The organism is Methylobacterium sp. WL6, assembly GCF_008040095.1.
Taxonomy (GTDB): Bacteria; Pseudomonadota; Alphaproteobacteria; order Rhizobiales; family Beijerinckiaceae; genus Methylobacterium.
Window position 1 is genome coordinate 1 of record NZ_VRVH01000041.1, and the last position, 25,545, is coordinate 25,545.

The 25,545-nt window shown below is 71.8% G+C and carries 25 protein-coding genes and 1 tRNA gene; 11 read left to right on the forward strand and 15 right to left on the reverse strand.

Annotated features, from left to right (window positions below; genetic code table 11):
- The 6 genes from FV230_RS08600 to FV230_RS08625 form a co-directional block, all read right to left on the reverse strand.
- Positions 1-1,085, reverse strand: a 1,085-nt coding sequence (locus FV230_RS08600) for a hypothetical protein (protein ID WP_147842061.1), incomplete at its 3' end; no start/stop codon positions are given.
- A 140-nt stretch (positions 1,086-1,225) separates the two neighbouring features.
- Positions 1,226-2,248 carry an Hsp33 family molecular chaperone gene (locus FV230_RS08605; RefSeq protein WP_147842062.1) on the reverse strand — a complete coding sequence of 341 codons (1,023 nt, stop codon included), beginning with the start codon at positions 2,246-2,248 and terminating at the stop codon, positions 1,226-1,228.
- A 64-nt stretch (positions 2,249-2,312) separates the two neighbouring features.
- Complete coding sequence (locus tag FV230_RS08610) at positions 2,313-2,801, reverse strand: GNAT family N-acetyltransferase (protein WP_147842063.1); 489 nt, start codon at positions 2,799-2,801, stop codon at positions 2,313-2,315.
- Positions 2,798-3,094: a DUF1778 domain-containing protein gene (locus FV230_RS08615; protein ID WP_147842064.1), complete on the reverse strand. Its 297-nt coding sequence runs from the start codon at positions 3,092-3,094 to the stop codon at positions 2,798-2,800. Before FV230_RS08615 ends, FV230_RS08610 begins: the two co-directional genes overlap by 4 nt.
- Before the next feature lie 128 nt (positions 3,095-3,222).
- Positions 3,223-4,197, reverse strand: a complete 975-nt coding sequence (gene argF, locus FV230_RS08620; RefSeq protein WP_147842065.1) for an ornithine carbamoyltransferase — start codon at positions 4,195-4,197, stop codon at positions 3,223-3,225.
- Positions 4,198-4,255: 58 nt separating this feature from the next.
- Positions 4,256-5,449: an aspartate aminotransferase family protein gene (locus FV230_RS08625; RefSeq protein WP_147842066.1), complete on the reverse strand. Its 1,194-nt coding sequence runs from the start codon at positions 5,447-5,449 to the stop codon at positions 4,256-4,258.
- A 302-nt stretch (positions 5,450-5,751) separates the two neighbouring features.
- On the opposite strand from FV230_RS08625, the gene FV230_RS08630 reads away from it, so the two are divergent.
- Positions 5,752-6,225 carry a RidA family protein gene (locus tag FV230_RS08630; RefSeq protein WP_147842067.1) on the forward strand — a complete coding sequence of 158 codons (474 nt, stop codon included), beginning with the start codon at positions 5,752-5,754 and terminating at the stop codon, positions 6,223-6,225.
- Positions 6,225-6,983: a glycerophosphodiester phosphodiesterase family protein gene (locus FV230_RS08635; RefSeq protein ID WP_147727003.1), complete on the forward strand. Its 759-nt coding sequence runs from the start codon at positions 6,225-6,227 to the stop codon at positions 6,981-6,983. Before FV230_RS08630 ends, FV230_RS08635 begins: the two co-directional genes overlap by 1 nt.
- A 16-nt stretch (positions 6,984-6,999) precedes the next feature.
- On the opposite strand, the gene FV230_RS08640 is transcribed toward FV230_RS08635, so the two are convergent.
- A complete protein-coding gene (locus tag FV230_RS08640) occupies positions 7,000-7,320 on the reverse strand; it encodes a HigA family addiction module antitoxin (RefSeq protein ID WP_243935062.1) in 321 nt (106 codons plus the stop codon).
- 10 nt (positions 7,321-7,330) lie between these two features.
- Positions 7,331-7,639 (reverse strand): type II toxin-antitoxin system RelE/ParE family toxin, encoded by a 309-nt coding sequence (locus FV230_RS08645; protein ID WP_313898966.1) that lies wholly within the window; start codon positions 7,637-7,639, stop codon positions 7,331-7,333.
- Positions 7,640-7,764: 125 nt separating this feature from the next.
- On the opposite strand from FV230_RS08645, the gene FV230_RS08650 reads away from it, so the two are divergent.
- The 4 genes from FV230_RS08650 (at position 7,765) to FV230_RS08665 (ending at position 11,267) form a co-directional block, all read left to right on the forward strand.
- Complete coding sequence (locus FV230_RS08650) at positions 7,765-8,991, forward strand: GNAT family N-acetyltransferase (RefSeq protein ID WP_147842069.1); 1,227 nt, start codon at positions 7,765-7,767, stop codon at positions 8,989-8,991.
- 5 nt (positions 8,992-8,996) lie between these two features.
- A complete protein-coding gene (locus tag FV230_RS08655; RefSeq protein ID WP_147842070.1) occupies positions 8,997-10,160 on the forward strand; it encodes a M20 aminoacylase family protein in 1,164 nt (387 codons plus the stop codon).
- Positions 10,157-10,639: a glutathione peroxidase gene (locus tag FV230_RS08660; RefSeq protein ID WP_147842071.1), complete on the forward strand. Its 483-nt coding sequence runs from the start codon at positions 10,157-10,159 to the stop codon at positions 10,637-10,639. Before FV230_RS08655 ends, FV230_RS08660 begins: the two co-directional genes overlap by 4 nt.
- Before the next feature lie 148 nt (positions 10,640-10,787).
- Positions 10,788-11,267, forward strand: a complete 480-nt coding sequence (locus tag FV230_RS08665; protein WP_147842072.1) for an Lrp/AsnC ligand binding domain-containing protein — start codon at positions 10,788-10,790, stop codon at positions 11,265-11,267.
- 106 nt (positions 11,268-11,373) lie between these two features.
- Here FV230_RS08665 and FV230_RS08670 read toward each other — a convergent pair whose 3' ends face one another.
- The 3 genes from FV230_RS08670 to FV230_RS08680 all read right to left on the reverse strand — a co-directional run bounded on the left by FV230_RS08670 (position 11,374) and on the right by FV230_RS08680 (position 16,991).
- Positions 11,374-11,940: a DNA-3-methyladenine glycosylase gene (locus tag FV230_RS08670; protein WP_147842073.1), complete on the reverse strand. Its 567-nt coding sequence runs from the start codon at positions 11,938-11,940 to the stop codon at positions 11,374-11,376.
- A 182-nt stretch (positions 11,941-12,122) separates the two neighbouring features.
- Complete coding sequence (locus FV230_RS08675; protein WP_147842074.1) at positions 12,123-13,856, reverse strand: HWE histidine kinase domain-containing protein; 1,734 nt, start codon at positions 13,854-13,856, stop codon at positions 12,123-12,125.
- Positions 13,857-13,979: 123 nt separating this feature from the next.
- Positions 13,980-16,991 carry a PAS domain-containing protein gene (locus FV230_RS08680; RefSeq protein ID WP_147842075.1) on the reverse strand — a complete coding sequence of 1,004 codons (3,012 nt, stop codon included), beginning with the start codon at positions 16,989-16,991 and terminating at the stop codon, positions 13,980-13,982.
- Between the two features lie 482 nt (positions 16,992-17,473).
- Between FV230_RS08680 and FV230_RS08685 the strand changes: the two genes are divergently transcribed.
- Positions 17,474-18,565, forward strand: a complete 1,092-nt coding sequence (locus tag FV230_RS08685) for a catalase family protein (protein WP_147727958.1) — start codon at positions 17,474-17,476, stop codon at positions 18,563-18,565.
- A gap of 48 nt (positions 18,566-18,613) precedes the next feature.
- Here FV230_RS08685 and FV230_RS08690 read toward each other — a convergent pair whose 3' ends face one another.
- On the reverse strand, positions 18,614-19,747 hold the full coding sequence (locus tag FV230_RS08690) for a GGDEF domain-containing protein (RefSeq protein WP_147842076.1): 1,134 nt from the start codon (positions 19,745-19,747) through the stop codon (positions 18,614-18,616).
- A gap of 172 nt (positions 19,748-19,919) precedes the next feature.
- Positions 19,920-21,395: an SNF2-related protein gene (locus FV230_RS08695; RefSeq protein ID WP_246694798.1), complete on the reverse strand. Its 1,476-nt coding sequence runs from the start codon at positions 21,393-21,395 to the stop codon at positions 19,920-19,922.
- A 111-nt stretch (positions 21,396-21,506) separates the two neighbouring features.
- Here FV230_RS08695 and FV230_RS08700 point away from each other — a divergent pair, with 111 nt between their 5' ends.
- Entirely contained in the window at positions 21,507-21,752 is a 246-nt protein-coding gene (locus FV230_RS08700; RefSeq protein WP_147842077.1) for a hypothetical protein, read from the forward strand.
- Positions 21,753-21,871: 119 nt separating this feature from the next.
- Positions 21,872-22,501 (forward strand): methyltransferase domain-containing protein, encoded by a 630-nt coding sequence (locus FV230_RS08705; RefSeq protein ID WP_147842078.1) that lies wholly within the window; start codon positions 21,872-21,874, stop codon positions 22,499-22,501.
- A gap of 257 nt (positions 22,502-22,758) precedes the next feature.
- Here the strand turns inward: FV230_RS08705 and FV230_RS08710 are convergent.
- A tRNA-Ala gene (locus FV230_RS08710) sits at positions 22,759-22,834 on the reverse strand.
- A 118-nt stretch (positions 22,835-22,952) separates the two neighbouring features.
- Here FV230_RS08710 and FV230_RS08715 point away from each other — a divergent pair.
- A complete protein-coding gene (locus tag FV230_RS08715; RefSeq protein ID WP_147751992.1) occupies positions 22,953-23,255 on the forward strand; it encodes a YggT family protein in 303 nt (100 codons plus the stop codon).
- A gap of 108 nt (positions 23,256-23,363) precedes the next feature.
- Positions 23,364-24,407 carry a MaoC family dehydratase gene (locus FV230_RS08720; protein ID WP_147842079.1) on the forward strand — a complete coding sequence of 348 codons (1,044 nt, stop codon included), beginning with the start codon at positions 23,364-23,366 and terminating at the stop codon, positions 24,405-24,407.
- Positions 24,408-24,438: 31 nt separating this feature from the next.
- Here the strand turns inward: FV230_RS08720 and FV230_RS08725 are convergent.
- A partial coding sequence (locus FV230_RS08725; RefSeq protein WP_147842080.1) for an EAL domain-containing protein occupies positions 24,439-25,545 on the reverse strand: 1,107 nt, incomplete at its 5' end.

A 25,545-nucleotide genomic window follows, 5' to 3' on the forward strand; every position in this document is an offset into this window, starting at 1 on the left:
GGCGAGCCGCCGGTCATGCCGGCATCGCGCCCGCCCCTGACGCCACCGTTGGCGCCACCCCTGTCCTCGCTCTTGCCGCCGCCCATCGTCTCCGAAGCGTTGCGGATGCCGCCCCTGTCCGGGCCGCCGCGCGCATCCTGGCCCCGACGCAGGTCGGCGTTGCGCTCGGATCCCCGGTCGGCGCCCGTGTCGCGCTCGCCGGCGTTGCGCCGGTCGGCATTGCGGAAGCCGCGATCGTCGCGGGTCTCGGTCCGGGTGGAGCGGGTCCGCACGTCCGTGCGATCCTGTCCGCGGAAGCCGACGTCGACGCTGCCGCCGCGACGCTCGGTCGTGGTCACGCTGAGGCGACGGTACTCGGGCGATCCGTACAGCACCCGCTGCCCGCGGATGGTGACGTAGCGCTCGCGCGGACCGGTCTCGCGGACCGTGACGAGGCGACGGTATTCCGGCGATCCGTACAGCACGCGGTGGCCGCGGATGGTGACGTAGCGGACCCGCGGGCCGCCCCGGCGCTCGACCGTGACGAGGCGGCGATACTCCGGCGAGCCGTACACCACGCGCTGGCCGCCGACGACCACGAACCGGCCCTCGCGCCGGAAGCCGCCGCCGACCCGCTCGGACCGGAAGTCGGTGCGGGTCTCGCGCCGCTCGCTGCGCGCCTCGCGCCCGCTCCGCTCCGCCCGGTCGCGGCTCTCGTGCATCCCGTCACGGTTGCCGCCGCGGCCCTCGGCCCGATCCGCGCCGCGCCGGTCGTCGCGGCCGGCGGCCTGACGATCGGCTCCTCCACGATCGGCTCCTGCACGATCGGCGCCCTGGCGATCGGACCGCCCGGCCTGCAGGCCGCTCTCGCGGCCGCCGGTTCCGTTCCCCGCGGTCGTGTTCCGGGCCTCGCCCCGCGTGTCCGACATCCGGCCGCCGGACGACGCGCCCGATGCGCGGTCGCTGCCCGGCCGTCCGCCGGTCGCGTCCGTCGAACCTGTATTCGCGCGGCCCGGCCCGGCGCCGGCCGCATTTCCGGCCGCGCCCTGGGCGTAGACCGACGTGCTGAGCAGCAGGGCTGCGAGCCCGATGGCGATCCTTTTCATGATGCTTCCTCCGACGTTCTTGGAAGTATCGAAACGCCGAAGGTTCAAAAACCGTTTCACACCTAGAAACTGATTTTTATGAACCGAAGTTCAGTCTATCGCTCGATCAAGCTTGGCCGTCGTCGCGTCGGCGCGGCGTTCTATTGCTTCGGCGTGCCGCCCACCTCCGCCTCGACCTCCGCCGGGTCGAGGTCGTAGCGGCGCGAGCAGAACTCGCAGGTGATGACGACGCGGCCGTCGTCGGCCACCATCTCGCGGCGCTCCTCGGGCGGGAACGAGCGGATCATGCCCATCACCCGCTCGCGCGAGCAGCGGCACTGCTCGTGCACCGCTTGCGCCTCGAACACCCGCACGCCGCGCTCGTGGAACAGCCGGTAGAGCAGCCGCTCGCTCGAGACCGCCGGGTCGACGAGCTCGTGGTCCTCGACCGTGCCGACGAGGGCGCGCGCCTCGACCCAGGCGTCGTCCTCCTGGGTGCCGTTCTCGTCGAGGTGGACGCGGCCCTCCGGGATGTCGCCCGGCGGCAGGTCAGCCAGGCGGGCCCGGTCGATCGACTGCGGCAGGAACTGGACCAGCAGCCCGCCGGCGCGCCAGCGGCTCTGCCCGTCCTCGAAGGCTTCGGCCACGGCGAGGCGCACCTGCGTCGGGATCTGCTCGGACTGGCGGAAATACTGGTGCGCCGCCTCCTCCAGGCTCTGTCCCTCCAGCGCGACGACGCCCTGGTAGCGGCTCGCCGCCGAGCCCTGGTCGATGGTCATGGCCAGGTGCCCCTGCCCGATCAACTCGGCGGCCTTGTGCGGACCGGTGCCCAGAGTCGCGATCGGCTCCGCCTCGAAGCGGGCGGTGGCGCGCAGGCGGTCGGGCGCCTCGAAGTCGACGACGATCATCCCGACCGGGCCGTCGGTCTTGGTCTGGAGCTGGAACCGGCCCTCGAACTTCAGGGACGAGCCGAGGAGCACGGTGAGCGCCGCCGCCTCGCCGAGCAGGCGCGCCACCGCATCCGGGTAGCCGTGCCGCCGCAGGATCGTGTCGACGGACGGCCCGAGCCGGACGACGCGCCCGCGCACGTCGAGCGCCTCGACGGAGAACGGCAGCACGCAGTCGTCGGCGCCGTCGTGACCGTTGCCTTCGTTGATCGGGGTGGTGTCGTGTCCGGCGGTCATGGTGCTCAATTCGATCCTAGAAGCAATTGGCCTGGAAACGTTCGGCCTGGAAGCGTTCGGGTCGTCATCGTCTGTCTGTCAGCGCGCCGATCGGCAGGAACAGGGTGCGCGAGTTGTCCGGGAACGCGAGGAATTCCGCCCGGCTGCGGCAGAATGTCAGCGCCTGGTCGTCGAGCGCGTGGATCAGGACGGCGCCGATGCCGATCACCTCGGCGGCATTGGCGATCCGGCGCAGTGCATCGGCCAGGAGGTCGGCACCGAGCCCACGCCCGGCCCAACGCCGATCCACGGCCAGCCGACCCAGAATCGAGACCGGGATCGGCTCCGGCGCGTTGCGTCGAATCCGTCCCGGAGCATCCGCCCGGGCGACCGTTCCCGCGGAGATGCAGTAATAACCCACCACCGTGCCGTCCGCACAGATCACATAGGTCCGGGCGAACCGGCCCTCGCTGCGGCGTGCTTGCCGCTTCAGCCAATCGTCGAGCACCGGCTTGCCGCACGAGAACCCATCGAGGCCGTGCTCCGGACCCAGCGGAACCGGCGGGCCGATCATCGCTCCCGGGCCGGCTTCCTCTCCATGAGCGCGCTCAGCCTCGGTCTCGCAACCGGCGGCGCGTCGAGGGCCGCGACGAACGCGGCATGCCGCGCGTCGTCCAGGACGAACAGGCGCTGATCGAGCAGCACGTCGATGGCGTGATGACGCGCGGTGTCGATCATGAACTCGGTCCGCGTCTTGCCGAGCACCGATGCGGCGTCATCGATCAGGTCCCGCGTCTCGGCCTCGACGCGCAGGTTGATCGTCGTCCCGCGCCGCACCGGGACGTTGCTCAGCCCATCGATGCTCACGGCGACAGCCTCTCACAACCGGGTCGGGATCGGTATCTCACGCCGTGAACGTATACACGATGTTCATACGGTCAAGGCCCGCGGACCTCACGGATCCTGCGTCCGAACGGCCTCGGCGATCCGTCCGCTCAGAGCCCGTTCGCCCGCAGGCACCACGCCAAAATGCCCTTCTGGGCGTGGAGGCGGTTCTCCGCCTCGTCGAACACCACCGATTGCGGGCCGTCCATCACCTCGGCGGTGACCTCCTCGCCGCGATGGGCCGGCAGGCAGTGCATGAACACCGCGTCCTTGGCGGCGGCGCGCATCAGCTCGGCGTTCACCTGGTAGGGGTTGAGCAGGTTGTGGCGGTGGCTCTCGTCCTCGTCGCCCATCGAGACCCAGCAATCGGTCACGACCGCGTCGGCTCCCTCGACGGCGGCGAACGCGTCGGTGGTGACGTTGACGCGGGCGCCCTCGGCGCGCGCCCAGGCCATCAGCGCGGGCGGGGGCGCCAGCTCGGGCGGGCAGGCGACGTTGAGGGTGAAGTCGAAGCGCGCGGCCGCGTGCGCCCAGCTCGTCAGCACGTTGTTGGCGTCGCCCGACCACGCCACCGTGCGGCCCTTGATCGGCCCGCGATGCTCCTCGAAGGTCAGCACGTCGGCCATGATCTGGCACGGATGCGACAGCTTGGTCAGTGCGTTGATCACCGGCACCGTGGCGTTCTCGGCCAGCTCGAGCATCAGCGCGTGATCGAGGATGCGGATCATGATCGCGTCGACGAAGCGGGAGAGCACCTGCGCGGTGTCGCCGATGGTCTCGCCGCGGCCGAGCTGCATCTCGGAGCCGGTCAGCATCAGCGTCTCGCCGCCGAGCTCGCGCATCGCCACGTCGAACGAGACGCGGGTGCGGGTCGAGGGCCGGTCGAACACCATCGCGAGGTTCTTGCCGGCGAGCGGGCGATCCACGGCGATCTCGCCCTTGCGGCGGCGCGCCTTGATCGCAGCGGCCGCGTCGAGCACCCGGCGCAGGTCGGCGCCGGAGAAATCCGACAGGTCGAGGAAGTGACGGGGCGCGCTCGCGCCGGCCGTCTGGCCGCTGCTCTGGCCGTTCGCTGGGGCAGTCATCTCAACACATCATGTCCGGGTTCGGTCGGCGGCTCCACCTTCGGGAGCCGAGGAAGGATCACTCGGCGGCGCCGCGCATCGCGCCGTCGAACGCGGCGGCGGTGGCTTCGAGGCGCGCGACGGCCTCGGTCACGTCGGCCTCGGTGACGATCAGCGGCGGCAGCAGGCGCACCACGTTGTCGCCCGCCGGGATCACCAGCAGGTGCTCGGCCCGCGCGGCGGCCGCGAACGCGGTGTTGGGCACGCCGAGCTTGAGCCCGAGCATCAGGCCGTCGCCGCGGATCGCCGTGACGACGTGGGGATAGCGGTCGCGAAGGGCCCCGAGCTTCTGCGTCAGAACCCGCGCGACCTGCCGGACGTGATCGAGGAAACCGTCGGCCAGCACCACGTCGAGCACGGCGTTGCCGACCGCCATCGCGAGCGGGTTGCCGCCGAAGGTGGTGCCGTGGCTGCCGGCGACCATGCCGCGGGCGGCCTCGTGCGTCGCCAGGCACACGCCCATCGGGAAGCCGCCGCCGATGCCCTTGGCCGCGCTCATGATGTCCGGGGCGATGCCCGACCACTCGTGGGCGAACAGCCGCCCGGTGCGGCCGACGCCGGTCTGGACCTCGTCCATGATCAGCATCAGGCCGTGCTCGTCGCAGAGCTCGCGCAGGCCCCGCAGGCATTGCGGCGGCACCGGCCGGACGCCGCCCTCCCCCTGGATCGGCTCGATCATCACGGCCGCCGTCTCGGGGCCGATCGCGGCGCGCAGCGCGGCGTGGTCGCCGAAGGGCACCTGGTCGAACCCGTCGACCTTCGGGCCGAAGCCCTCGATGTACTTCTGCTGGCCGCCGGCGGCCAGCGTCGCCAGCGTGCGCCCGTGGAACGCGCCCTCGAAAGTGACGATGCGGTAGCGCTCGGGGTGGCCGCCCGCGGCATGGTACTTCCGCGCCATCTTGATCGCGGCCTCGTTGGCCTCGGCGCCCGAGTTGCAGAAGAAGGCGACGTCGGCGAAGCTCGCGTCGACGAGGCGCTGCCCGAAGCGCTCGCCGTCGGGAATCTCGAACAGGTTCGAGGTGTGCCAGAGCTTCTGCGCCTGGGTGGTCAGGGCCTCGACGAGGTGCGGGTGGGCGTGGCCCAGCGCGTTCACCGCGATGCCGGCGCCGAAATCGAGGTATCGCTCGCCCCCGCGCGCCACCAGCCATGCGCCCTCGCCACGCTCGAAGGCGATGGGGGCCCGGGCATAGGTCGGCAGAAGGGCGGATGTCACGATCCCGTCTCCGTGTCGGCGTGCCGGGCGACGACCCAGCGTTGAAGGCTGCGTGCAGGACGAGTGCCCTGCGTGCAAAAACGAAAGTGCCGCCTCGTCACCGGGGCGGCACGCGCGCGATTACTATGAAACGAGGCCGCGCTGTCAATGATGGGGCCGGCCTTCGTGCCGGACATGCCTGCAAAACAGGCGTCGTTTGCCGGCTTGCCTACGACATGCCTCGCACGGGCCGCTTGCGCGGCAGGTGCTGCCCGTGCTCCAGAACCCGCGCATCGCCGACGACGAACCAGAGGAATCGCCTCATGAGCACGGTCAAGGAACGCCTCGAGAGCCTCGGGCTCGCCCTGCCGAAGGCGGCGGCCCCGGTCGCGAACTACGTGCCGTTCGTGCGGGCCGGCAACCTCGTGGTGATCTCGGGCCAGATCTGCTTCGGGGCGGACGGCAAGCTCGGGCCGGCGCATGTCGGCAAGCTCGGCGCCGAGGTCTCGGCGGAGGACGGCATCGCCGCGGCCAAGCTCTGCGCGCTCAACGTGCTGGCCCAGGTCGAGGCGGCGGTGGGCGACCTCGAGCGCGGGGTGGTGCAATGCGTCCGCCTCGGGGGCTTCATCAACTGCGTGCCGAGCTTCGCCGGTCTCGCCGGCATCATGAACGGCGCCTCCGACCTGATGGTCGCGGTGCTGGGCGACCGCGGCCGCCATGCCCGCTCCACGGTCGGCGTCGCCGAGCTGCCGCTGGACGCCGCCGTCGAGGTCGAGGCGATGTTCGAGGTGCGGTGATGGGCCGGCCCGCCGGGATCTCCTGGCTCGTCGCACGGCCGATCGCCCATCGCGGCCTGCACGACCGCGCGGCGGGCCGCCCCGAGAATACGGTCGCCGCCGCCCGCGCGGCGATCGCCGGCGGCTACGCCATCGAGTGCGACGTGCAGATCAGCGCCGACGGCGAGGCGATGGTGTTCCACGATGCGGCGCTGGGGCGGCTGACGGGCGTCGCCGACCCCGTCGCCGCGATGCGGGGCGCCGACCTCGCTCGCCTGACGGTCGCGGGCACGGCGGAGACCATCCCGACGCTGCCGGCCTTCCTGTCGGAGATCGCCGGGCGGACGCCGCTCGTGGTCGAGATCAAGTCGTCCTATTCCGGCGACCTCACCCTGACCCGCCGGGTCGCGGACATCCTGTGCGAATACGCCGGGCCGGTGGCCGTGAAATCCTTCGACCCGCAGGTGGTCGCGGCGCTGCGCGGGCTGGTGCCCGAGACGATCCCGCGCGGCATCGTCGGCGAGACGAACCAGGACGACCCGGCCTATGCCGGCCTCACCGATTCGGCGCGGCGCCGGCTCTCGGACCTGCTGCACATCGCGGAGACGCGGCCCGGCTTCGTGTCCTGGCGGGTCGACGACCTGCCCTGCGCCGCGACGCATCTCGCCCGCGTGCTCGGCCATCTCCCGGTGATGGCCTGGACGGTGCGCAACCCGGACCAGCGCCGGCTCGCCGAGATGCATGCCGACCAGATGGTGTTCGAGGGGTTTTCGGCCTGAAAGCCCGGCTTCCGCGTCAGGCGGCTTCGCGCGGAAGCGGCTTGATCAGCGCCAAGGCGTCACCCGCCCGGGCCGCCGCGACCGCGATGTCGAAGCGGATCTGCAGGCCGAGCCAGAGTTGCGCCGAGGTTCCAAGATAGCGCCCGAGCCGGAGCGCGGTGTCGGCGGTGATCCCGATCTCCTCGCGGACGATCCGCTCGATCCGGGTACGCGGCACGCCGCAAGCCTTCGCCACCGCGTAGGGCGTGAGGCCGAGCGGAACCAGAAACTCCTCGCGGAGCACCTCGCCGGGATGAAGCGGCGGCAGCGTCTCAACGATCTCCAAGGCGGTGCCCATCGACTGATCCTCAGTGATAATCGACGATCTCGACATCGGCCGGGCCATGGTCGGTCCAGCGGAAGCAGATTCGATACTGGTCGTTGATCCGGATCGCGTGCTGTCCGGCGCGATCATGGGTCAAGGGGTGGAGCCGATTGCCGGGGGGCGCCCGCAGGTCGTTCAGATCGGCAGCCTGATCGAGGACGGCGAGCTTGCGTCGGGCCGTGGGAAAGATCGCGGCGGGAAATCCCTTCGGCCGATCGCCGCGATGGACCGCCTCGGTCGTTCGATCCGCGAAGCTCTGGATCAGGGCCGGCCTCCCGCGTGCCTTCCGGATGCCGCACCGTTCTTGGTATCACTGAGTGTTACCATTTGGCAAGCGGTCCGCGATGCCCCACGCTGCGACGGCAGGATGCACGCCTCCGCCTTGTCCCCCCTGTCCGGCGGGCTAGATTGTCGTGCATGGAAAAACCGGGTGCTCCGCACGAGCCTGCGACCTCCGAGACCGTGCTCAAGGTCCGCGCGCTCGCCGGCCTGAAGGAGATCGGGGCCGCGGCCTGGGACGCCTGCGCCACGTCGGCCGAGACGCTGGGCTCGGGCGACGAGACCCACAACCCCTTCGTCAGCCACGCCTTCCTCTCGGCCCTCGAGGATTCGGGCTGCGTCTCGCGCCGGACCGGGTGGCTGCCGTTGCACGTCTCGGTGGAGCGCGACGACACGCTGCTCGGGGTCGTGCCGTGCTACCTGAAATCCCACAGCCAGGGCGAATACATCTTCGACCACGGCTGGGCCGACGCCTTCGAGCGCGCCGGCGGGAGCTACTACCCGAAGCTGCAGGTGAGCGTGCCGTTCACCCCCGTCACCGGCCCGCGCTTCCTGATCGCGCCCGGCGCCGACCCGGAGACCGCGACGGCCGCCCTGGTCGCCGGCCTGCGGGCGCTGCGGTCCGAGACCAAGGCCTCCTCGATCCACGTCACCTTCATGCAGGAGCCGGAATGGGAGCGGGCGGGCGCCGCCGGCTTCCTCCAGCGCACCGACCAGCAGTTCCACTGGGAGAACGCCGGCTACGCGGGCTTCGACGACTTCCTCGCGGCGCTCGCCTCGCGCAAGCGCAAGAGCATCAAGCGCGAGCGGCGCGACGCGCTGTCGCCCGGCATCACGGTGGAGCACCTGACCGGGGCCGGCCTCACCGAGGCGCATTGGGACGCGTTCTACGAATTCTACACCGACACCGGCGCGCGCAAATGGGGCCGGCCCTACCTCAACCGGCGCTTCTTCTCGCTCCTGTCCGAGCGGATGCCCGAGCGCGTGCTTCTCATCATGGCCAAGCGCGAGGGCCGCTACGTCGCCGGCGCGATCAACCTGATCGGCGACACGGCGCTCTACGGCCGGAACTGGGGCTGCATCGAGGAGCACCCGTTCCTGCATTTCGAGGTCTGCTACTATCAGGCGATCGACTTCGCGATCGCGCGCGGCCTGAAGCGGGTCGAGGCCGGGGCGCAGGGCGAGCACAAGCTCGCGCGCGGCTACCGGCCGGTGCTGATGCACTCCGCGCACGACATCGCCGACCCGTCGTTGCGCCGCGCGGTGGCCGACTACTTGCAGCGCGAGCGCGCCCATGTCGAAGCCATGGTCGACGAGCTCGACACCCTGACGCCGTTCCGACGGCCCAGCCCGGAAGAGTCCTGACGCCCATGAGCCCGATCGATCGCATCACGACCTACGCCGACGCGTTGACCGCGCTCCGCCGCGACCTGCACGCCCATCCCGAGATTGGGTTCGAGGAGGTGCGCACCTCGGGCATCGTCGCCGACCTGCTCGAGGGCTTCGGCATCGAGGTCCATCGCAACGTCGGCGGCACCGGCGTCGTCGGCATCCTGAAGGGCCGCAGCGACAACGGCCGTCGCATCGGCCTGCGCGCCGACATGGACGCGCTGCCGATCGAGGAGGAGACCAACCTCCCCTATCGCTCGACCATCCCCGGCAAGATGCACGCCTGCGGGCACGACGGCCACACCACCATGCTCGTCGGCGCCGCCCGGTACCTCGCCGAGACCCGCGACTTCGACGGCACGGCGGTGTTCGTGTTCCAGCCGGCGGAAGAGGGGCTGGGCGGCGCCCGCGCCATGCTCGCCGACGGGCTGTTCGAGCGCTTTCCCTGCGACGAGATCTACGGCCTGCACAACCAGCCGAGCGGCCCGCACGGCATGATCAAGCTGCGCCCCGGCCCGATCATGGCGGCGGCCGACTTCTTCGACATCCACGTGAAGGGCCGCGGCATCCACGCGGCGCAGCCGCACAGCGGCATCGACCCGATCGTCGTCGGCACGGCCCTGGCGCAGGCGCTGCAGTCGATCGTCTCGCGCAACGCCGACCCGCTCAAGTCGATCGTGCTGTCGATCACCCAGTTCAACGCCGGCTCGGCCTACAACGTCATCCCCGACACCGCGCACATGGCCGGCACGATCCGCACCTTCGACCGCGACCTGCGCAAGCTCAGCCACGACCGGATGCGGGAGCTCGCCAAGGGCTACGCCGCGGCCTACGGCGCCGAGATCACGGTCGACATCCAGGACAAGTTCTCGGTGCTGGAGAACGCCCCCGACCAGACCCAGGCCGCGATCGACACCGCGACCGAGCTGTTCGGGCCCGAGCGGGTCGACCTCAATTCCAGCCCGAAGATGGGCAGCGAGGACTTCGCCGACATGGCGATGGCGGTGCCCGGCGCCTATGCCTGGATCGGCGCCTCGACTGGAGCCGGGCTGCACAACCCGGGCTACAATTTCGACGACACGATCATCCCGATCGGGTCCGCGTACCTGGCCCGCCTCGTCGAGCGGCGGACGGCGGCCCGATGACGCTGTTCGACTTCGCGCCGAAGGGCGCCGACGGCGCTCCGCATCCCCTCGCGCAGTACCGCGGCAAGGTCGTGCTCGTCGTCAACACCGCCTCGAAATGCGGGTTCACCCCGCAATACGAGGGGCTGGAGGCCTTGTGGAAGAAGCACCGCGCGGCCGGGCTCGTGGTGCTGGGGTTCCCCTGCAACCAGTTCGGCGCGCAGGAGCCGGGAAACGCCACCGAGATCGCCCAGTTCTGCAGCCTGACCTACGACGTGAGCTTCCCGCTGCTGGCGAAGGTCGAGGTCAACGGGGCGGGCGCCGACCCGGTCTACCGGCATCTCAAGAGCGAGAAGCCCGGCCTCCTCGGCACGGCCGGCATCAAGTGGAACTTCACGAAATTCCTCGTCGGCCGCGACGGCCGGGTGATCGGCCGCTATCCGCCGACCGCCAAGCCCGCGTCGCTCGAGCGCGACATCGCGGCCGCCCTCGCCGCCTGAGACGTCGGCGCGCCGCGAACGGTCTCGGCCGTTTGCGGCGGGTGTCAGCCGTCCCGGAAGGTTCTCTCGAAGGGTGGCGCGCGCTTTGCCGCCGTGTTCCCTTGATCGCCGGCATATGGCGCTCGATGGATCGTGAGGCGGCGGGGTCATGAGAGATTCGTCCACCGACGCGGGGCTCGACCGGATCGACCTGAAGATCCTGCGCCTGCTGCAGGCGGACGGGCGGATGGGCAACGCCGAGATCGCCAAGCGCGTGAGCACCAGCGCGGCGACCTGCCATCGCCGGACGCAGCGGCTGTTCGCGGAGGGCTACGTCAAGGCGGTCCGCGCCCAGGTGGCGCCGGACAAGGTCGGCCTCGGCGCGCTGGTGATCGTCGGCGTGGTGCTCGACCGCTCGACGCCGGAGAGCTTCGCGGCCTTCGAGGCGGCGGCCCGCGCCATGCCGACCGTGCTCGACTGCCACCTGGTGGCGGGCGATTTCGACTACTTCCTCAAGATCCGGGTGCGCGACATGGCGGATTTCAACCGCCTGCACAGCAGCACGCTGATCGCGCTGCCCGGCGTGCGCCAGACGCGGACGTTCTTCGTGATGAAGGAGGTCGTCGACAACGCGCCGCTGGCCCTGTGACGCGGAGCGCCGCATGCCGGTCGGGCCGGGGCCTATGAGCGTGGGCCTCCCCTGCCCGCGACCGGGCCGGACCTCCGCTCGCCTTCGGGGTGCGGGGCGCCCGAGGTCAGGCGTCCGCTGCGGCGATGCGCCGTGCGGGGCGGCTGACGTACCGGGATCCGGCGAGCAGGAAACGCCAGGGCGTCTCGGCGCCGCGCGTGATGCCGATGCGCCGGTCGACGACGACGGGCACCGGCCGGCCCCGAGGCGCGAAGCGGAACGGCGGGCCCGCGAGGGAACGACCATCGAGCGCATCGGTGACGCCCAGCGCCTGGCACAGGCGGCCGGGCCCCGCGCACAACAGCCGCGGTTCCGCCGTGGCACGGCGCGCCTGCATCGCCGCGATGCCCTGCGTGGGCTCGATGGCGCGCAGCAGCACCGCGCTGCCGGGCTCGCACACGAGGTTGAGGCACCAGTGCAGGCCGTAGGAGCGATAGACGTAGGCGTGGCCGGGCGGCCCGAACATGCTGGCGTTGCGCTTCGTCGGCCCCCGGAAGCTGTGGGACGCCGGATCGGCGCGGTCGTAGGCCTCGGTCTCGACGACGAGGCCGCCGACCGCCTCGACGAAGAGTCGCGCGCCGATCAGATCCTGCGCGACGGCGGCCGCGGGGCGGTCGAAGAAAGCCTCGAGCATGGATGCGCAATCCTCTGGGGAGCCGCGACGCGCCCGCTGTCGCGGGACACCCCGGCGTCTCGCTCGTCGTCGCCGAGCCGCGATCCGGACCCGACCCCGCCGATCGAGGGGATCCGCGGAGGACCCGCACGCGGCCGTTCATGGTCTGCCGCCTCCGGCCGGTCCCGGCCGGGGGCGCGCGGTCAGGCCGCCGACATCGGCATCCCGGATTCCGGGTGGAACGAGGTGAAGCGATCCTGCGCGTCGAGCGGCACGTCCAGGGTGCAGCGAAGCCCCGAGCGGTCGAACTCGAGCTGCACCGTCCCGCCGAGCTCATGGCCGATGCCGCCGTTGATCAGCCGCGTGCCGTAGCCGCGCCGCTGCGGCGCGACGACCGGCGGGCCGCCGCTCTCGCGCCAGTCCAGCACGAGCCGGCGCGTGCCGCCCTCCGCGGTCGCGGTCCGCCACGCGATGTCGACGCGCCCGGTCCCGCCGGACAGGGCGCCGTACTTGGCGGCGTTCGTGGTCAGCTCGTGCAGCGCCATGCCGAGCGCCAGCACGTAGCGCGGCGGAAGGTCGACCTCCGGGCCGTCGAGCCGGAAGCGGTCGGCCTGGCCCTCGCTGAACGGCGCCAGCTCGTTCTCCAGCACCGTCCGGAGCGGGGCGCCCGCCCAGTCGTCGCGCGAGAGCAGGTCGTGGGTCTTCGACAGGGCGATGATGCGCCCCTCCAGCCGCTCGCCGGTCTCGTCGGTGCGGCGCGACTGGCGGGCGAGCGACTGCACCGTGGTCAGGGTGTTGCGGACCCGGTGGTTGAGCTCGTGCAGCATCATCGTCTGCCGTTCCTGCAGGAGATGGCTGCGCGCGATCTCCGAGCGCAGCTCACCCTCATGCTTCTGCAGCGAGATCGCCATGGCGTCGAACGCCTCGCCGAGCTGCCCGAACTCGGACGGGCCGGACAGGCTCGACCGCGCGCCGAGGTCCCCGAGCCGCCAGGCGGACGCGGCCTGCAGCAGGCGGCGCACCGGACGGCGGATGAAGGCGCGCCCCGCCAGCAGCGCCGCGACGAGGGCGCCGAGGGCGCCGAGGACGATGAGGATGACGCCGCGCTGCGTCGCCGCGTCGATGTCGGCGAAGGCGGCCGCGGGCGAAAGGCCGACGGCGACGGTCACGCCTTCGAGGTCGTCCGGCGTGACGGCCGCGATTCCGGTGATCCGCATCGTCCCGCGCAGGCCCGCCAGGTCGATCACCTTGCCGCGGTTCTCCGAGAGCGCCGACCAGAACGGCTGCGGCAGCGGCTTGCCGACCCATGCGGCGTGGTCGGGCAGGCGGAGCAGGATGACGCCGTCCCGATCCGCGACGATCAGCGCGGCGTCGGGAGGCAGCCCGGCCCGGGCCTGGTGTCCGGCCAGGTGGTCCAGGTCGATGCTGGCCACCACGACGCCGGTCGGCCGGCCGCCGGCTCCCGGGATGGCCTGGGCGAACTGCCAGGTCGGCTTGCGGGTGATCCGCCCCGTCACGAAGCCGCCGACCGCGAAGCCGCCCGTGCGCATCGCGTCCCGGAAGTAGCCGCGGTCGGCCAGGGTGTAGGCGCCGCGCGGGGAGCCGAGGGTGTTGCAGACGATGGTGCCGTCGGCATCCGCCACCCCGAAGAAGAACGCGCCCGGGACCTTCCCGAGCAGGGTCCTGAGATAGGCCGTGCAGGTGTCGGGGTCCTTGCCCTGGATCTCCGGGACCTCGGCCAGGATGCCGAGAACCTGCCGGGTGCCGCGCCCGAACTGGCCGAGGTCGGCGGCGACGCTGCGGGCGGCGCGCATCGCCTCGTCGCGCACGGCCTCGCCCCGCGCGGCGCGCAACGCGAACTCGTTGTAGCCCTGGATCGCGAGGGCGGGCACGAGCGCGAGCGTGACGAGGCCGACGATGCGTTTGGTCAGCGACATGACGGGATCGGCCGAGCGCTCGGGCTGCGCGCGATGGGCATCGCGGCGCGGTGACCGCACAGATAGGCCGGCCGGCCGCCGCGCCAAGGCGCGATGCACGCGCGGGCCGCGCCCGCCCGCACCTCAGGCCGCGGCGGCATCGGGGATCTCCTGCATCGACGCGAGGGGGGCCTCCAGCCGGCAGACGAGGCCCGTCCGTGCGTAGGTGAGCGTGACCTCTCCGCCGACCTCGGCGGCGAAGCTGCGCTCGATCAGGCGCGATCCGAAGCCGCGGCGCGCCGGCTGGACCAGGATCGGCGGGCCGCCCTGCTCGGACCAGACCAGGGAGAACCGCGGGGCGTCGCCGGCATGGGCCACGTGCCAGCGCAGGTCGACGACGCCCGCGTCGTTCGAGAGCGCGCCGTACTTGGCGGCGTTGGTGGCGAGCTCGTGCAGGGACAGGGCGAGCGACAGGGCGGGCTTGGCCGCCAGGAGCACGTTGGGCCCGCTGGTGCGCAGGCGCGCGGCCATCGCCCCGAGATGCACGCTCAGAGCCCCGTCCACGACGTCCCCGATCGGGGCGGCCGTCCAGCTCGCGGCGGTCAGGATGTCGTGCGCGCGGCCGAGCGAGATCAGCCGGGCGGCGAACGCCTCCCGCATCTCGTTGACGTCGGTCGAGCCGCGCAGGGTCTGGCTGGCGATGGCCTGCACCAGGGCGAGGGTGTTCTTGACCCGGTGCTGCAGCTCGCCGGTCAGCAGGCGCTGGTGCTCCTCGGCCTTCCGGCGCTCGGAGATGTCGAGCATGGCGCCGATCATCCGAACCGCCCGGCCGGTCGCGTCGCGGATGACGTAACCCCGGTCGAGGACGTAGGCGTAGGAGCCGTCCGCGCGCAGGAAGCGATACTCGTCGGTCCAGGCCGTGCCGGTGCCGTCGATGATCGCGTGGATGGCGGCGTCGACGCGCCCGCGGTCCTCGGGATGGATCTGCCCGATCCACCAATCCCCCGTCGGGTCGACGGCGTCCGGGGCGTGGCCGTAGGCGGCCTGGAGCGCCTCGTTCCACAGCACGTGATTGCTGGCGAGGTCCCAATCCCAGATCGCGTCGTTGGTGGCGCGCGATGCCAGCCGATAGCGCTCCTCGGTCTCGCGCAGGACCTGCTCGGCCCGCCGCGCGACGGTGATGTCGCGCGCCGTCCCGATGAGGCGCAGCGGCCGCCCGTCCTCGAACAGGGTCTGCCCCTTGGCGGACACCCAGCGCTCGATGCCGTCCTCCGGCGCCACGGTGCGGTAGGTGATGTCGTAGGTCCCGTCGCCCGCCGGATCGATCGCGGCGCCGACCGCCGCGTCCGCCGCGGCGCGGTCGTCCGGGTGCAGGCGGGCGAGGTAGACGTCGAGGTTCACCGCGGCATCGGGACCGAGGCCGAAGAAGGAGCGCGTGCGGGCATCCCACTTCAGGACGTCGGCGACGAGGTCGTAGTCGAAGATCCCGGTTCCCGTCGCCTCGACGGCGAGGCGCAACTGCTCGCGCGCGCGGCGCAGGTCCTCCTCCACCTGGCGGCGGTCGTGGATGTCGCTGGTGCTGCCGAGCCAGCCCACGACCGATCCGGCGCCGTCCCGCATCGGCTCGGCCCGGATCAGGAACCAGCGATATGCGCCGTCGGCCCGACGCAGCCGCGCCTCCGTGTCGTAGACGGTCTCGCGGGTGCGCGCCGCCTCCCACGTCTCCAACAGCCCCGGCCGGTCGTCGGGATGGATCGCTTCGGCCCACCCGAGCGGCAGCGCGTGCTCCGGCGTCTGCCCAGTATAGGCGTACCAGCGGTCGTTCAGGTAGCTGAGGCTGCCGTCGGGATTGCCGAACCAGATCACGGTCGGCGCGAGCTGGGTCAGGGTCTGGAAGCGCGCCTCGGCGACCTTGCGCTCGTGGATGTCGAGCGAGGTGCCGATCCAGCTGCGCACGGTCCCGTCCGCATCGCGGATCGGGCGTGCGCGGGACAGGAACCAGCGGTACATCCCGTCGGCCCGCCGCAGCAGGAACTCCACCTCGTAGTCCCGGCCGTCGCGGGAGGCGGCGAGCCAGGCGCGACGGGTCGCGTCGCGGTGGTCGGGATGGATCACGCCCATCCAGCTCGTCTCCCCGGTCTCGTTCGCGGGCAGTCCGGTATAGGCGTACCAGTAGGCGTTGCAGTAGGTGACGTTGCCGTCGATGTCGCCGAACCAGACCACCTGAGGGCTGACCTCGACGAGGGAGCGGTAGCGCAGCTCGCTCGCCTCCAGCGCCGCACCGGCGTCGCGTTCCCGGGTCCGGTCGCGCAGGATCTTGAGGAAGCCGACGGTTCGCCCGTCGTCCGACCGGAGGGGCATCATCTTGCCCGAGGCCCAGAACCGGCTGCCGTCCTTGCGCACGTGCCAGCGCTCGTCGGGCGCGCTGCCGTTCTTTTCCGCGAGCCGCATCTCGATCTCCGGCCGCCCGCTCGCGCGATCGTCCGGCGTGAAGAACGCGTCCACCGCCCGGCCCAGCATCTCGGCTTGGGTCCAGCCGAGGGTGCGCTCGGCGCCCGTGTTCCAGCGGGTCACGCGGCCCGCCGCGTCGGTCGCGACGATGGCGTAGTCCGTGGCGCCGTCGACGATGCGCTCGTGCAGGAGGCGCTGCTCCTCCTGCGCCCGCAGCGACCGGCGCAGCTCCATCTGCGCCATGGTCTGGCGCGCGAGGCGGGCGAGGCCCTTGCGCTGGCGCTCGGTCAGCTGGTGCGGCTTGGTATCGAGGACGCAGACCGTGCCGATGGGATGGCCGTCGGCGGTCTTGAGCAGGGCGCCGGCGTAGAAGCGCAGGCCCGGGTCCCCGACGACGAGCGGGTTGTCCTCGAAGCGCGGGTCGTGGCGCGCGTCGGGGACGTAGAGGAAGTCCTCCTGCAGGATCGCCTGCCGGCAGAACGAGCTCTCCAGCGGCGTTTCGCGGACGCCGAGCCCGACCTCGGCCTTGAAGAACTGGCGCCCGTCGCCGATCAGGTTGACGACCCCGATCGGCACCTCGCACAGCTCGGCGGCCGCTTCCGCGATCTCGTCGAAATCCTGCTCGCGCGGCGTATCGAGCATGCGATAGCGATCGAGGGCGCCGAGACGCGCGGCCTCCGTCTCGCGGGCGGGGGGACGATTCATGTCACCGATTTTACCTGGAACGGTCTGGTCGGTCTCTCAGAGTCGGTGCGCGACGGCGGAAATATGACCGCTCGCCTGTCGTTCCGACCGGTGGGCGATCGCCGAGCGCCGCCGCTCGACGCTCCGAACTCGCACGCCCGCTCGGCCGCGTCGCACGGTCTTTTCGGTAAATCCGCCCCGAAAGCCGACGCGCCGGTCGGGGCGGCCGCCCACCCGGCCTGAGACGGCCCGGCATCTCGATACGGGACAGCCGGGCATGGTCCGATCCTACGCGCGCTTAAATCCGATCGCGGTATCCCGCATCCGGGCCGCGTCGCGTTTCGGCCCAGGCTGGTGAGATCCGGGGTTCCCCCGCCCCGTGAGCGGATCGGGGCGGGGCCGAACCGAGGGCGGCCGGCGTTCCAAGGCCGAGGCGGCCCGGTCGAGGACGCGGCATCTCGCCCGGTCGGGCAACTTCCGCGAGTCGCCCCACGTTTGAGGGCATGACCCAGCAACCTCCGCTTCGGTTCGACCCCTCCTTCGAGACCGTCCCGGCGGACGAGGACGAGATCCAGCGGGGTCTGACCGAGGCCATGCTCTCGATCCAGCGGAAGACGCACGCCGACACCGGCTACGCCCACCGGGCCGTCCACGCCAAGGCGCACGGCTACCTGAAGGCACGATTCGAGGTCCTGCCCGGCCTTCCGCCGGCCCTCGCCCAGGGCCTGTTCGCGGCGCCGGCCAGCTACGAGGCGATCCTGCGGTTCAGCACCACGCCGGGCGACATCCTCGACGACCGGGTCTCCACCCCGCGGGGGGCCGCCCTCAAGGTCCTGGGCGTTCCCGGCCCGCGCCTGCCGGGCAGCGAGGGCGAGACCACCCAGAACTACGTGCTCGGCAACTCGCCCGCGTTCCAGATCGGCACCGCCGAGGGCTTCCTGCGGCAGCTCAGGCCGCTGGCCGCGACCACCGGGCGTGCCGAGCCCCTCAAGCGGGCGGTGTCGGCCGTGACGCGCACCGCGGAGGCCGCGCTCGAGATGGTCGGGGGCAAGTCCGCCACGCTGACCACCCTGGCCGGCCAGGCGAAGACCCATCTTCTGGGCGACAGCTTCTTCTCCCAGGCCGCGCTCCTGCACGGCGCGTATTTCGGCAAGGTGGCGCTTTCGCCGGTCTCCTCCGACCTCGTCGCCCTGTCGGAGCGGCCCCTCGACCTCGCCGGCCGTCCCGACGGGATCCGCGAGGCCGTCCGGGACTTCTTCCGCACCTGCCCGGCCGTCTGGGAGCTGCGGGTGCAGCTGGCGACGGACATCGAGGCGATGCCGGTCGAGGACGCCGCGGCGATGTGGTCCGAGGACGAGAGCCCCTATCGCCCCGTCGCCCGCATCACCGCCGCGCCGCAGGACACGTGGTCGGACGCGATGCGCGCCGCCGTCGAGGACCGCCTGGCCTTCAATCCGTGGACCGGCCTGGCCGCGCACCGGCCGCTCGGCTCGATCATGCGAGCCCGGCGCCCGGCCTACGCTGCCGCCCGCGAATACCGGTCCCGCAACAACCGGGTCGAGATCGCCGAGCCGACGGCCTTTCCCGTCGCCTGAGGCCTCGTCTTCCGCCGGCCGGTCACGCCGGCGGCACGGAACGCCGGCTCAGGCGGCGAGCGCCCCGGGATGATCTGCCGCGATCCACCGCCCGCGCCCGCCGCCCTTGGCGGCATACAGCGCGCGGTCGGCCCGGTTCAGGACCTCCTGCGGATCGGCCCCGACCTCCGGCGCATGGGCGATGCCGACGGAGATCCCGATCTCCGCGCTGCCGCCGGACAGCCGGTAGGGGCGGCCGACCTCCGCGACGATCCGAGACGCCAGGGCGCGCGCCCGTTCGGGCGTCGCGTCGACCTCCAGCAGCACGGCGAATTCGTCGCCGCCGAGACGATAGGCGCTCGCCTGCCCTTCGATGGCCTGGCGAAGGCGGTCCGCGACCCGAGCCAAGAGCGTATCGCCGGCGGCGTGGCCCATAGTGTCGTTCACGGACTTGAAGCGATCGAGGTCGAGGTAGAGCACCGCGCAGGGCTCGCCAGTGCCGCCCGGCCGGCGGCAGGCGCGATCGAGCTGCGTGCCGAAGCTGGCGCGGTTCGGCAGGCCGGTCAGGCCGTCATGCGCCGCGGTCCAGGCGACGGCGCGCCGTGCCAGGATCTTGTCGATGACGGTGCCCTCCAGGTGCAGGCAGGCTTCGGCGTAGGCCACCAGCATCAGGATCAGGAACCAGCCTCCGAACCAGCAGCCGAATTCCGGCCGCCGGGTCAGGGCGACGATGCAGGCGATCAGCATGATGTAGGCGGTCGTCACCGGGATCCACGGGATCACGGAGGAGCGGGTCGCCGCGCCGACGCAGAAGCTGAGGATGATGCCGAAGAACAGGATGAAGAAGTCCAGGCGGTCGATCGCTGCGGCGCGCAGCGCGAGCAGGGCGAGGCAGATCCCGGTGCCGACCATCATCGCGCCGAAGGTCCGGCCGCAGGCCCGCGCGACGCGAAACGTCATGTCCTGCGTCCGCGTGCGCTTGAACCGCCGGATCGAGGCGACGCGGCAGAGGGTGGCGGCGGATGCGAGCGCGCCCAGCGCCGCCTCGACGAGGCCGCCGGTCGCGAGCGCGAAGGCGAGGCTGGCCGCCGACACGGTGATCGCGAGGATCGCCACCTGCGGCAGGGACGAGTACAGCAGGAAGACGAGCTCGGTCTGCACGTCGTCGGGCAGGTCCTGGCGGCTCGTGAGTCTGCGTGTCATGCCTTACTATCGCGGGCAAGGTCTTTCGAAATGGTAGCCGCGATTTGACAGTCGCGAGGCGTCAAGCGAGCCTACAGAGGCCTGATTTGTCGGATGTGCGATAGATCAGGCGACCATCAAGCCGGTGCCGGCCCGTGGGGCGCGTCGTCGTCGGCGGCGTCCCGGCGGTCCCTCAGGCGCCGGGGCCGTCGGCTGCTAGGCGGCGCGCGATCGCCTCGAACATCCCGGTATCCTCGCCCACCATGGCGCCCATCGCGGCCATGCGCTGGACCACGGTCGCGGTGATCTCCTCCTCGACCGTGCCCTCGGCATAGGCGTAATGGATCGTCGCCGCCTGCCCGTCCCGGTGGCAGCGTCCCTCGATCTGGGCGAGCTGGATCGCGCTGTGGCGCATGTCGTGGATCACCAGGGCCCGCGTGCGCTCGCCGCCCGGCAGCTCGTCCTGATGGAGCGAGATCGACTCCGTCACGGTGAACACGACGACGTCGAGCCGACCGGTCTGGAAGGCCCGGCGCACCGCCTCGTTCGCCTCGGCATCCTGCCGCCCGTCGATGGTGCCGACCTGCCAGCCGCGCTGCTCCAGGGCCGCCTGCAGCGCCGCACCGGTCTCGAGGAACGCCACGGAGATCGCGACCTGCTCGCCCGCGCCGAGGAGAAGCTCGGCGAAGTCGCACGTTCCCGCCACGCGCAGCAGGCTCGCCTTCTGCCGGAAGCGCAGATCCGCCGCCCACCCGGCCGGGCGCCGGTGGCTGCCGCCGAGCAACCCGAATTCCTGGCGGAACGCGCGCCACGTCGCCTGGTACAGGCGGCGGGCCTCCGCCGTCAGGGCCGTCGGCGCCAGGGCGCGCTGAACCTCCGGCCAGCCGGCGATGTCGCCCGGGCGCCGCCGCAGCCCGATCGCGCGCGGGCCGGTGTAGAGCAGGTCGGCCATGACGGCGCAGTCGCGCGCATTGCTGGTCCACGACCAGTTCACCCAACGGCCCTTGGCCCGGCCGATCCCGAGGCGCTGCATCAGCGTCCGGAACTCGGCGAGGGTCGCGGTCGGCGCGTCGGCCGCCTCGCCGAGGAGGCGTCCGAGATAGGAGAGCTCGTGGGGCGCCTGCCCGGCCGTCGCGCTCACGTAGCCGGTGAACACCGCCGCGTCGGCCAGGTGGCGGCACACCAGGCTCTGCTGGCTGTAGGGATTGCGCAGCCGGTGGCTCTCGTCGAACACGACGAGGGGCCAGGTCCGGCGCAGGCTTCCGTTCTTGGCCAGCGCGTTGTTCCTGGCGCGCGCCGACCGGCGGGTGCTCGCGGGCGGCGGCGCCATCAGGGACTTGGTGCGCTCGTAGTTCACGAGGGTCACCGCCTTCTCCGGCAATCCCGAACCGGCGATCGTGCGACGCCATTGCGGCATCGCGCCCTTCGGGCAGACGATCAGCACCTCGCCCTCGGGCATCCGCGCGAGCGCACTCCAGATCGAGAGCGTCTTGCCCAGGCCCGTCGCGTCGCCGAGCAGGAAGCCCGGACGGCCGGCGGCCCGCGCGGCCAGGATCGCGTCGGCGGCTGCGGCCTGATGCGGGCGCGGGACCAGCGTCGCCTGGAAGCGGGGCGCCGGCGCGCCGGCGAGGGCGATGCCGTCGGCTGCGCCCTCCGCCCGCTTGTCCACCTCGTTGTTACCGCGAGACGCTTTCTGCACCGGAACCCGTTTGCCTTCCGCGGTTTTCAGAACATATCATGAACGACGCTTTACCTCGGTCGCCTAGGGAGTTGCACGGCCATGGCACGCTACCGTTTCCATTGCACGAACGGCCTCGAATGCGTCGTCGACACGGTCGGCAAGGACATCCGCTTGCCGCACAGGCTGCCCGCCAAGGCGCGCGGTGTCGCCGAAGCCCTGATGGTCACGCTCGACGGGCAGACGGATTGGGCGGAGTGGCAGGTGAGCGTGCACGATCTGAAGGGACGCAAGGTGCTGGCGCTTCCCTTCCGGCCGCCCGGCGACCACCTCCGGCAGGACATCTGAGCTTACGGCGTCGCCTCTCGCGCAAGCGGCCTTCGTCGGGCCGGGCGATGGATGATACCGCGCACGGCGCCGTCGCATGGCGGCGCGAGGCGCGACGAGATCCCGAACGGAGTGACGCCATGACGAGCCTTCCCCAGCTGCCGCCGGAGGCGTTCCTCAAGCGGGACCAGGCGCCGGACGCCCTGTTCTACGCCCAGCCCCGGTTCGTCACCCACATCGACGACGCGGCGATCGCGGCCGTGACGGACCTCTACCGCGCCCTGCTCCCGGCCGGCGGCCGCCTCCTCGACCTGATGTCGAGCTGGGTCAGCCACCTGCCTCCGGAGATCGCCTACGCCGCCGTGATCGGGCACGGCCTCAACGGGCGCGAGCTCGCGGCCAATCCCCGCCTGACGGCCTCGTTCGTGCAGGACCTCAACGGCGACCCGGCCCTGCCGCTGGAGGCGGACAGCATCGACGCCGTCCTCGTCTGCGTCGGCGTGCAGTACCTGCAGGATCCGGTCGCCGTGCTGCGCGAGGCCGCGCGGGTGCTGCGCCCGGACGCGCCCGTGATCATCACCTTCTCGAATCGCTGCTTTCCGACCAAGGCCGTGGCGATCTGGCAGGCGCTCGGCGGCGACGATCAGGCGCGGCTGATCGATCTCTATCTCCGCCAGGCCGGCTTCCCGACCGTCGAAACCCGTGTCGTCCTGCCGGAGGGGGCCCCGGGCGATCCGCTGCGCGCCGTGATCGGCCGGACCGCGCCGTAGAGCGCGGCGCGAGGATCGGGCTTCGGTCCCGCCCGCACGCCTCGGCAGCCCGTGACGGGAGCGGTCGCGACGCCTTCAGACCCTGCGTCGACCGAAGGCTCGCAGGACGGCGGGAACGCCGCCGGCCGACAGGCTCAGAGCGCGTGCGCGACGCCGATCCGCCGGATCGCAGAAATGCTGATGGCGGGCCTCAACCCGTTGTCGCGGCAGCGTTATCGCGGCCGGACCTCACCTGACGATCGACCACCAGGAAAGCCTGGTGGAGCTGAGCGGGATCGAACCGCTGACCTCCGCAGTGCGATTGCGGCGCTCTCCCATCTGAGCTACAGCCCCGTCCAAGGCGCCGGCCTTTTAGGCTTGCGCCGATCGAACTGTCAATTCCCGATTCCTGCTGCCGTCGCGTCGCCGTTCCGGCGTCCCGCGCGGGCGCACGAGGACACGTGTTTCGCGCATGAATTCCTTGATCTGGCTCTTCGACACCGTCGTCCAGCTCTTCATCTACGTCCTCATCGCCAGCGCGATCCTCAGCTGGCTCGTCGCCTTCAACGTGGTGAACGTGCGCAACCCGATCGTCTCGCAGATCGGCGAGGTGCTCTACCGGATCACCGAGCCGGTGCTGCGCCCGATCCGCAACCTGTTGCCAAACCTCGGTGGCGTCGACATCTCGCCGATCATCCTGATCCTGCTGCTGCTGTTCGTGAGCCGCCTGCTGCACGAGTTCGTGCCGGCCGACCCCTACGTCTACGCCCGCTGACGGCCGGTCCCGCGATCCTCAGGATCGTGGGACCCGCGCGCCGGCGGCCGACCCGCCGCACACCGTCCTCGAAACCGTCGCGCCCGGACGCGGAGATCCCCGAGCCCCATGAAGACCAATCCCGGCCGCTTCTTCGAGGATTACCGCCTCGGCGAGACCATCCGCCACGCCACGCCCCGCACGGTCACCACCGGCGACGTCGCGCTCTACACCGCCCTCTACGGCCCGCGCTTCGCGGTGCAGTCGTCGGACGCGTTCGCGCAAGGCATTGGCTACCCGCGCAGCCCGCTCGACGACCTGCTCACCTTCCACGTGGTGTTCGGCAAGACCGTGCCGGACATCTCGCTCAACGCGCTGGCCAACCTCGGCTACGCCGAGGGCGGGTTCCGCCGTCCGGTCTATCCGGGCGAGACCCTGTCCACCGTCTCCGAGGTGATCGGCCTCAAGGAGAGCTCGAACCGTCAGACCGGCGTCGTCTACGTGCGCTCGACCGGCTCGGACGCCAAGGGCGAGACCGTGCTGAGCTATTGCCGCTGGGTGCTGGTGCGCAAGCGCGACCCGCAAGCCGCGATCGCCGAGGAGCACGTGCCGAGCTTCGCCAAGGTGGTCGACCCGGCCGACCTCGCAGGCGCCCTGCCCCCGCTCGACGTCTCGGCCTACGATCTCGACCTCGCCGGCAGCCCGCATCGGTTCTCCGATTACGCGGTCGGCGAGAAGATCGACCACGTCGACGGCATGACCGTCGAGGAGGCCGAGCACCAGATCGCGACGCGCCTCTACCAGAACACGGCCAAAGTGCATTTCGACGCGCTGAGCGGCAAGGAGACCCGCTTCGGCCGGCGCCTGATCTACGGCGGCCACGTGATCTCGCTGGCCCGCGCCCTGAGCTTCAACGGGCTCGCCAACGCCTTCGCCATCGCGGGCATCAACGCCGGCCGGCACGTGGCGCCGCTGTTTGCCGGGGACACGGTCTACGCCTGGAGCGAGGTGCTCGACACGGCCGAGACCGGTCGCGGCGACGTCGGCCTGCTGCGGCTGCGCACGGTCGCCACCAAGAACCAGCCCTGCACCGCGCATCCCGGCCGCGAGGGCGACGGCTACCACCCGAGCGTCATCCTCGACCTCGACTACTGGGCCTTCATGCCGAAGTGACGGCCCGCCCCGGGCGCGTCCCGCACCGGCTTCAGGCGCTGCGGGAGAAGGCTTTGGCGGGAACGGGCTCGGCGAGGCGACGTCCCAGGAGATCGCCCGGCACCGGCCGGCCGTAGCGGTACCCTTGCGCGTAGCGGCAGCCCATGCCCATCAGCGCCGCCTCCTGCTCCGGCGTCTCGATCCCCTCGGCGATGACGATCAGGTCGAGGCTGCGGCCGATGTCGAGCACCGCCTTCACGATGGTCGCGTCGTGGGCGTCGTGGAGCACGTCGCGGACGAAGCCGCGGTCGATCTTCAGCTTGGTGAGCGGGAAGCTCTTGAGGGTGGAGAGCGAGGCGTAGCCGGTGCCGAAATCGTCGAGCGCGATGCCGACGCCGAGGGCCCGCAGGCGCCGCAGCGGCTCCAGCGTGGCGGGTGCGTCGGCCAGCGCGATCATCTCCGTCACCTCCAGCTCCAGGATCTCCGGCGGCAGCCGGTGCCGCGCCAGAGCCTGGATCACCACCTCGGCCAGGGTGCCGGCGCGGATCTGCGCATCGAACAGGTTCACCGCCACACCGATCCGCGGCAGGCCGGCCTTGCGCCACGCGGCCGCCTGGCGGCAGGCTTCGTCGAGGCACCACTGGCCGAAGCGCGTCGCCAGGGTGCTCGCCTCGATCGCCGGCAGGAACTCGGCCGGCGCGAGCAGCCCGCGGGTCGGATGGTTCCAGCGAATCAGGGCCTCGACGCCGCGCAGGCGCCCGGTCGCGAGCTCGATCTGCGGCTGGTAGTGCAGGGCGACCTCGCCGGCGGCGAGGCCGTCGAGGAGCGCATCCTGCAGGTCGCGCCGGGTCTTGGCCGCATCCCGCATCGCGGGGGTGAAGGCGCGGTAGCCGCGCGGGCCCATGTGGCGGGCGCGCTCGAGGGCGAGGTCGGCCGCCGCCATCAGTTCGGCCGCGTCGGCCCCGTCGCGCGGCGCCTGCGCGGCGCCGATCCGCGCGCCGACATGCAGGACGTGGTGGCCGACGGTGACGGGTTCGGCGAGCGCGGCGAACAGGGCTTCGGCGCAGGCTTCGGTGCCGGCCTCGAGATCCGCCTCGCCGGGCGCCTCGGTCGCGGCCAGCAGCACGGCGAGCTCGTCCTCGCCGAGCCGGGCCAGGAG